A 6,681-nucleotide genomic window follows, 5' to 3' on the forward strand; every position below is an offset into this window, starting at 1 on the left:
ACCTGCGAATACACCCTGCTCACAACTTTCCTGGCCCGAATCGCCCGGGCCGTGGCGGACACGCACAGACGTGCTGTCCGGTCCGAGCTTATGCGGCAACCCTGACGCCGACCCAGCCGAGGTGGCGATCAGCGCATTCGGGTAGCGAGCTGGGAGATTCGGTGCGGATCGGGGTGATGGTCCGCGTGGCCAGTTTCGAACGCTTACGATCCTCTGTTGTGTCCAAACTGACCGACGTGCCCAAACGGATCCTCATCGGACGGGCCCTGCGCAGCGACAAGCTCGGCGAGACCCTCCTCCCCAAGCGGATCGCCCTTCCCGTCTTCGCCTCCGACCCGCTGTCCTCGGTGGCGTACGCACCGGGCGAGGTCCTGCTCGTCCTCTCCGTCGCGGGTCTGTCGGCCTACCACTTCAGCCCGTGGATCGCGCTCGCCGTCGTCGTGCTGATGTTCACGGTCGTCGCCTCGTACCGGCAGAACGTGCACGCCTACCCGAGCGGCGGCGGCGACTACGAGGTCGCCACGACCAACCTGGGGCCCAAGGCCGGACTGACCGTCGCGAGCGCCCTGCTCGTCGACTACGTCCTGACCGTCGCGGTCTCCATCTCCTCCGGCATCGAGAACCTCGGCTCCGCCGTACCGTTCGTCGTCGAGCACAAGGTGGCATCGGCCGTCGCCGTGATCGTGCTGCTGACGCTGATGAACCTGCGTGGCGTGAAGGAGTCCGGCGGCCTCTTCGCCATCCCGACGTACGTCTTCGTCTTCGGCGTCTTCGCCATGATCGTCTGGGGCGCCTGGCGCGGCCTCGTCCTCGACGAGACCATGACGGCCCCGACCGCGGGCTTCGAGATCAAGGCCGAACACGAGGGCCTGGCCGGTTTCGCCCTGCTCTTCCTGCTGCTGCGCGCCTTCTCCTCCGGCTGTGCGGCGCTCACCGGCGTCGAGGCCATCTCCAACGGCGTGCCCGCCTTCCGCAAGCCCAAGTCGAAGAACGCGGCCACCACGCTGGCGCTCATGGGCGGCCTCGCCGTCACCATGTTCTGCGGCATCATCTTCCTGGCCATGGCCACCGACGTCCGGATGGCCGAGAACCCCGCCCACGACCTGCTCCAGAACGGCAAGCCGGTCGGCGAGGGCTACGTCCAGGACCCGGTGATCTCCCAGGTCGCCGCCGCCGTCTTCGGCGACGGGACGTTCTTCTTCATCCTGCTGGCCGCCGCCACCGCGCTCGTCCTCTTCCTGGCCGCGAACACCGCGTACAACGGCTTCCCGCTCCTCGGCTCGATCCTCGCCCAGGACCGGTACCTGCCCCGCCAGCTGCACACCCGGGGCGACCGCCTCGCCTTCTCCAACGGCATCGTGCTCCTCGCCGGCGCCGCCGCGCTGCTCGTCTGGATCTACGGGGCCGACTCGACCCGGCTGATCCAGCTCTACATCGTCGGCGTCTTCGTCTCCTTCACGCTCAGCCAGGTCGGCATGGTCCGGCACTGGAACCGGCACCTGAAGACCGAGAAGGACCCGGCCAAGCGCCGCCACATGATCCGCTCCCGCGCGATCAACGCCTTCGGCGCCTTCTTCACCGGCCTCGTCCTGGTCGTCGTCCTCGCCACCAAGTTCACCCACGGCGCGTGGGTCGCCCTGCTCGGCATGGTGATCTTCTACGTGACGATGACCGCGATCCGCCGGCACTACGACTCCGTCGCCGACGAGATCCGGGCCGCCGAGGAGCGCCCCGACGAGTACGTCCGGCCCTCCCGGGTCCGTTCCGTCGTCCTCGTCTCCAAGCTCCACAAGCCCACCCTGCGCGCCCTCGCCTACGCCAAGCTGCTGCACGCCAACGAGCTGGAGGCGCTCACCGTCAACGTCGACCCGGCCGAGACGAAGGCGCTGAAGGAGGAGTGGGAGCGGCGCGGCATCAACGTGCCGCTGAAGATCCTCGACTCGCCGTACCGCGAGATCACCCGGCCGGTCATCGAGTACGTGAAGAACCTCCGCAAGGAGAGCCCGCGCGACGCCGTCTCGGTCTACATCCCCGAGTACGTCGTCGGCCACTGGTACGAGCACCTGCTGCACAACCAGAGCGCCCTGCGCCTGAAGGGCCGCCTGCTCTTCACCCCGGGCGTCATGGTGACCTCGGTCCCGTACCAGCTCCAGTCCTCCGAGGCCGCGAAGAAGCGGGCGCGCAAGCGCCAGGAGTGGAACGCGCCGGGCTCGGTGCGCCGCGGCCCGGTCGAGAAGGGCCAGAAGGAAACGGCCGGAAAGAGCAACTAGACTGGTGGGCTGCCCGTGCGTACGGGCAGCCCGTCGTCTTCTTCTCCCTGGAGCCCCCGATCATGCAGAACACCCCTGTCGCGTCGCTGGTCGGGGAGGAGTACGAGGTCGAGGTCGGCCCGGTCGCCCACGGTGGCCACTGCATCGCCCGTACCGAGGAGGGCCGGGTCCTCTTCGTCCGCCACGCCCTGCCGGGCGAGCGGGTCCGGGCCCGGGTCACCGAGGGCGAGGAGACCTCCCGCTTCCTGCGCGCCGACGCCGTCGAGATCCTCGAGGCCTCGAAGGACCGCATCGAGGCGCCGTGCCCGTTCGCAGGCCCCGGCAAGTGCGGCGGCTGCGACTGGCAGCACGCCAAGCCGGGCGCCCAGCGCCGGCTGAAGGGCGAGGTCATCGCCGAGCAGCTGAAGCGGCTCGCGGGCCTGACGCCCGAGGAGGCCGGCTGGGACGGCACCGTGGTCCCGGCCGAGGGCGACAAGCTCCCCGCGGGCGAGGTCCCGCAGTGGCGCACCCGCGTCCAGTACGCGGTCGACGAGGCCGGCCGGGCGGGCCTGCGCAAGCACCGCTCGCACGAGGTCGAGGTGATCGACCACTGCATGATCGCGGCGCCGGGGGTCTCGGAACTCGGCATCGAGAAGCGCACCTGGGAGGGCATGGCGTCGATCGAGGCGATCGCCGCGTCCGGCTCCCAGGACCGCCAGGTCGTCCTCACGCCGCGCCCGGGCGCGCGCCTGCCCCTCGTGGAGCTGGACAAGCCCGTCTCGGTCCTGCGCGTCGAGGAGAAGGACGGCGGCGTCCACCGCGTCCACGGCCGTCCCTTCGTCCGCGAGCGCGCCGACGACCGCACCTACCGCGTCGGCAACGGCGGCTTCTGGCAGGTCCACCCGAAGGCGGCGCAGACCCTCATGCTCGCCGTCATGCAGGGCCTGACGCCCCGCAAGGGCGAGACGGCCCTCGACCTCTACTGCGGCGTCGGCCTCTTCGCGGGCGCCCTCGCCGACCGCGTCGGCGACCAGGGCGCCGTCCTCGGCATCGAGTCCGGCAAGCGCGCGGTGGAGGACGCCCGCCACAACCTGGCCGACTTCCCGCGCGTCCGCATCGAGCAGGGCAAGGTCGAGTCGGTCCTCCCGCGCACCGGCATCACGGACGTCGACCTCATCGTCCTCGACCCGCCGCGCGCCGGCGCCGGCAAGCAGACCGTCCACCACCTCGCGAACCTCGGCGCCCGCCGCATCGCCTACGTCGCCTGCGACCCGGCGGCCCTGGCCCGCGACCTGGCGTACTTCCGGGAGGGCGGCTACCGGGTGCGGACGCTGCGGGCGTTCGACCTGTTTCCGATGACGCACCATGTGGAGTGCGTGGCGATTCTGGAGCCGGTGAAGAAGGACGCCTGACCTGCTGTTTCTCTGAGTGTGCATTATGGGCGTTACGTGCGTTACGGGCGATATCTTGACGCATATCTGACGCACGTGACGCACGTTTGACGCATGGACGGTGTGATATCTGATGGGTTGTCATGCGTGACTGGTGACCGCCGGATGGAGTCCTCAACTGTGTGGTCGGAGGCACCCTGAAGTGGCTGGGGCATTGGCTGCCGAGCTGTTGGCTGCCCCTGCCCCATCGGCTTCTCGCTAATGACGTTCCGTGACACTGGGTGGGGTGTTCGGCGCGTGTTGCGTCAGGGGCCGTAGGGACTCCAGTGCCCGAGAAAGGGCCTGAGATCGTCCCCTCGTGGTTCGGGGATGTCGGGCAGCCGGGGCGGTGTGTTCAGCGGGTTCAGATGCTCCACGCGTGCTGCCGCCCAGTCGATCCATGTTTCGGCTTCGGTCCTGGTCTGGCCTGGGGGCCATGGTCTCGACCCGGGTGCGTACGGCGCTCACGTACTCCGCGAGTCGGGTGGTGTGGCGCCATGCCGCTTCCTGCGCTTCGAAGTGCCTGACGCGGTACGCCTCGGCGTACTGGAAGCGCGCTTCTTTCATGGCGGCTTCCCAGCGGATGCGCTTCTGGCGGGCCAGAGCGGTCTCTGGGTGGAGGAAGGCGAATCGGGCGACGGTTTCGCCCTCCCAGCCGGTCGTCGCCGCGACGGCGGTCTGGCCGGCGAGGAGGCGGGCGGACCATTCCGGGTAGTCCTCGGCGGTCCAGCCAATCCGGCGGAACGTCACGGCGGAAAGTTCGGGTTCGCGGATGAGTTCTAGGTAGGGGGCCGTGCGGATGAGTGCGGCGGTGGTGCGGGCCAGGGTGAGGGCCTTCTCTATGGCCTCGCTGTAGGCGCGGGTGCCGTGGACGGCGAGGGAGAACCACAGGGGCAGGCCGCGGGCGCGGCGGCTGAGGTGGTGGGCGTAGTCGCTGGGGTTCCACTGGGTGTCGTCGTCCGTGTGAAGGGCGTCGAGGCAGGAGGCGTTCTGGGTGTGGGCCGCCCTGGCCAGGCGAGGGGCGCGGTAGAGGAGGGTGGCGCAGTCGAAGGGGGTGGACAGCCACTTGTGGGGGTGAAGAAACCAGGTAGTCGGCGTGCTCGATGCCCCGGTAGCGGTCCTGGACGCTCGGGGCGAGGAGGCCGGCGCCGCCGTACGCGCCGTCCACGTGGAACCAGAGGTCAAACTCCCGGTCTACGGTGGCGATTCCGGAGAGGTCGTCGATGATTCCGGCGTTGGTGGTGCCGGCGGTGGCCGCGACTCCGATGACGTCGGAGGGGTCCGCGTCGGCGAGGAGCGCCGCGCGCAGTGCGGGATGGAGGAGTGGGCCTGGTCGGAGACGGCGAACCTGACGCGGTCGTACGGGGCGGGGACCCGGCGGCGCCGGGTCATGTCGCGCGCGGTCACCAGGGCGGAGAGGTTCCCGGCCGAACAGCCGGAGACGAAGCAGTCGCCCGCGGCGGCCGGCATGTCGGCGAGGTCCGCGAGCAGGCGCAGCACCTGGTTCTCGGCGGCGACGGGGCCGGAGGCGAGGAACCATGAGGCGCCCTGGATCGACGAGCACGAGACGAGCGCGCCGAAGAGGGTGGCGGCCTGCGTGGTCCGGCACGGTAATACCGCCGCACAGCGTGACGCCAGGGGCACTTCCACCGGCGGGGCCCACGACGCCACGTGGCCCGCCCGCCCTCCGGTAAGCATCCTTCTCGGCAGTGGGCGGGCGCCCAGACTGCGGCGACAGTCGATACCGACCGACCGCAGCCGATCCGTCCTACACCGCCCCCCTGCCGGGGCACCCCGAGGCTGCGTGGCCTGGAGCGGTGTTACGACTCAGACCTTCTCGGCGGTCACGCGGGGATGCGCGGCGGTGAGCATGGTGATGTCCTCGACGTCGGACGTCAGGATCGTGACGCGTCCCGGCTGGGCGAGGGCGGCGGCGCAGAGCATGGCATCGATGGCGTACTTGTGGCCGTGGAGTCCGGCCGCGCGCAGCAGAGTGGCGGCGGACTGGGCGAGGGCCTGGGTGACCAGCTCGACCCGCAGGCGGGACAGAGTCCACTTCAGCGCAGCGTCATTGATCCGGGGATGGATCACCTCGACGAGGACCGCGGCAGAGGTGATCACCGGAAGGTCGGCGTCGCGAGCGGCCGTGAGCCACTCATGGACCTGGCGGTCGCGTTGTACGGCCTTGGCCAGGCCCTCGCTGTCCAGGATGAGGGCGCCGCTCACGCGGCTGCCCCGGCGCCGGACGAGGTGCCGCCGGTGAGCTTGGCTCGTTTGGCTGCGACGGCTTCCGGGTCGGCGGGGCCGTGGGTTTTGTCGAAGTCGGCGATCAGCTCGTCCAGGTTGTCGCGCTCGATCTGCCGCTGCGCGGCCTTCTCCAGGAACGCGGACACGCCTCGCTTGCCCACTCGCTCACGGATCGCTTGCAGGGTGCCGGCGGTCAGGGAGACGGAGATCCCGCTGGTGGGGCCGTCGCCGGGTGGGAAGTCGGTGTCGTCGTCAGGCATGACACGAGTATGGCATTTCGAATGCCATACAGCGAGATTCTCGATGGCGAGGAGCTCTGGATGCCGACCCGTCGCGCGTCGGGGATCGCACGTAGCGCCCATCCTGCACGTAATGCACATTGATCTTGCGCCCGTTTTGTGCCGAGCGAACCCCTGACCTGCGTATTTCTTTGACCTGTTTTGGCTCTACATGTTTGCGATGACGCATCATGTGGAGTGCGTGGCGATTCTGGAGCCTGCGAAGAAGGGCGCCTGACCCGTCATTTCTCCGAGTGGGCGTTATGGGCGTTACGTGCGTTAGATGCGATGTCTGACACATATCTAACGCACGTGACGCACGCTTGACGCACGGACGGGGCGGTCTCTGATGGGTCGTCATGCGCCCTTGGTGACCGCCGGGGGAGCCCTCGGCTGTGGGGCGGCAGGCATCTTGAGGTGACCGGGGCACTGGCTGCGGAACTGTTGGCCGCCCCTGCCTCATCCGCTTGTCGGTAG

5 protein-coding genes and 1 pseudogene are annotated in these 6,681 nt (G+C 69.4%); 2 read left to right on the forward strand and 4 right to left on the reverse strand.

The window, feature by feature from the left end:
• Positions 1 to 218 precede the first annotated feature (218 nt).
• Together ACFY8W_RS36165 and ACFY8W_RS36170 are read left to right on the forward strand one after the other, a co-directional pair.
• Entirely contained in the window at positions 219 to 2,270 is a 2,052-nt protein-coding gene (locus ACFY8W_RS36165) for an amino acid permease (RefSeq protein ID WP_391114976.1), read from the forward strand.
• 62 nt (positions 2,271 to 2,332) lie between these two features.
• Positions 2,333 to 3,661 carry a TRAM domain-containing protein gene (locus ACFY8W_RS36170; protein WP_391114979.1) on the forward strand — a complete coding sequence of 443 codons (1,329 nt, stop codon included), beginning with the start codon at positions 2,333 to 2,335 and terminating at the stop codon, positions 3,659 to 3,661.
• Positions 3,662 to 3,898: 237 nt separating this feature from the next.
• Here the strand turns inward: ACFY8W_RS36170 and ACFY8W_RS36175 are convergent, their stop codons facing one another.
• The 4 genes and pseudogenes from ACFY8W_RS36175 to ACFY8W_RS36190 all read right to left on the reverse strand — a co-directional run bounded on the left by ACFY8W_RS36175 (position 3,899) and on the right by ACFY8W_RS36190 (position 6,186).
• A complete protein-coding gene (locus ACFY8W_RS36175; protein WP_391114982.1) occupies positions 3,899 to 4,864 on the reverse strand; it encodes a pyridoxal-dependent decarboxylase in 966 nt (321 codons plus the stop codon).
• A pseudogene (locus tag ACFY8W_RS36180) lies at positions 4,809 to 5,219 on the reverse strand (pyridoxal-dependent decarboxylase); the annotation flags it as partial. The pseudogene ACFY8W_RS36180 and the gene ACFY8W_RS36175, both read right to left, overlap by 56 nt.
• A 287-nt stretch (positions 5,220 to 5,506) precedes the next feature.
• Entirely contained in the window at positions 5,507 to 5,905 is a 399-nt protein-coding gene (locus tag ACFY8W_RS36185) for a DNA-binding protein (protein WP_391114985.1), read from the reverse strand.
• On the reverse strand, positions 5,902 to 6,186 hold the full coding sequence (locus tag ACFY8W_RS36190) for a hypothetical protein (RefSeq protein WP_391114987.1): 285 nt from the start codon (positions 6,184 to 6,186) through the stop codon (positions 5,902 to 5,904). The genes ACFY8W_RS36185 and ACFY8W_RS36190 overlap by 4 nt, the downstream gene beginning before the upstream one ends.
• Between the last annotated feature and the right edge of the window lie 495 nt (positions 6,187 to 6,681).

It is taken from the genome of Streptomyces sp. NPDC012637 (assembly GCF_042954805.1).
Taxonomy (GTDB): domain Bacteria; phylum Actinomycetota; class Actinomycetes; order Streptomycetales; family Streptomycetaceae; genus Streptomyces.

What these genes read in the sequence shown, in the direction of transcription:
- ACFY8W_RS36190 (WP_391114987.1), bottom strand. Translation starts at nt 6,186, where the DNA reads ATGCCTGACGACGACACCGACTTCCCACCCGGCGACGGCCCCACCAGC.
- ACFY8W_RS36170 (WP_391114979.1), top strand. Translation starts at nt 2,333, where the DNA reads ATGCAGAACACCCCTGTCGCGTCGCTGGTCGGGGAGGAGTACGAGGTC.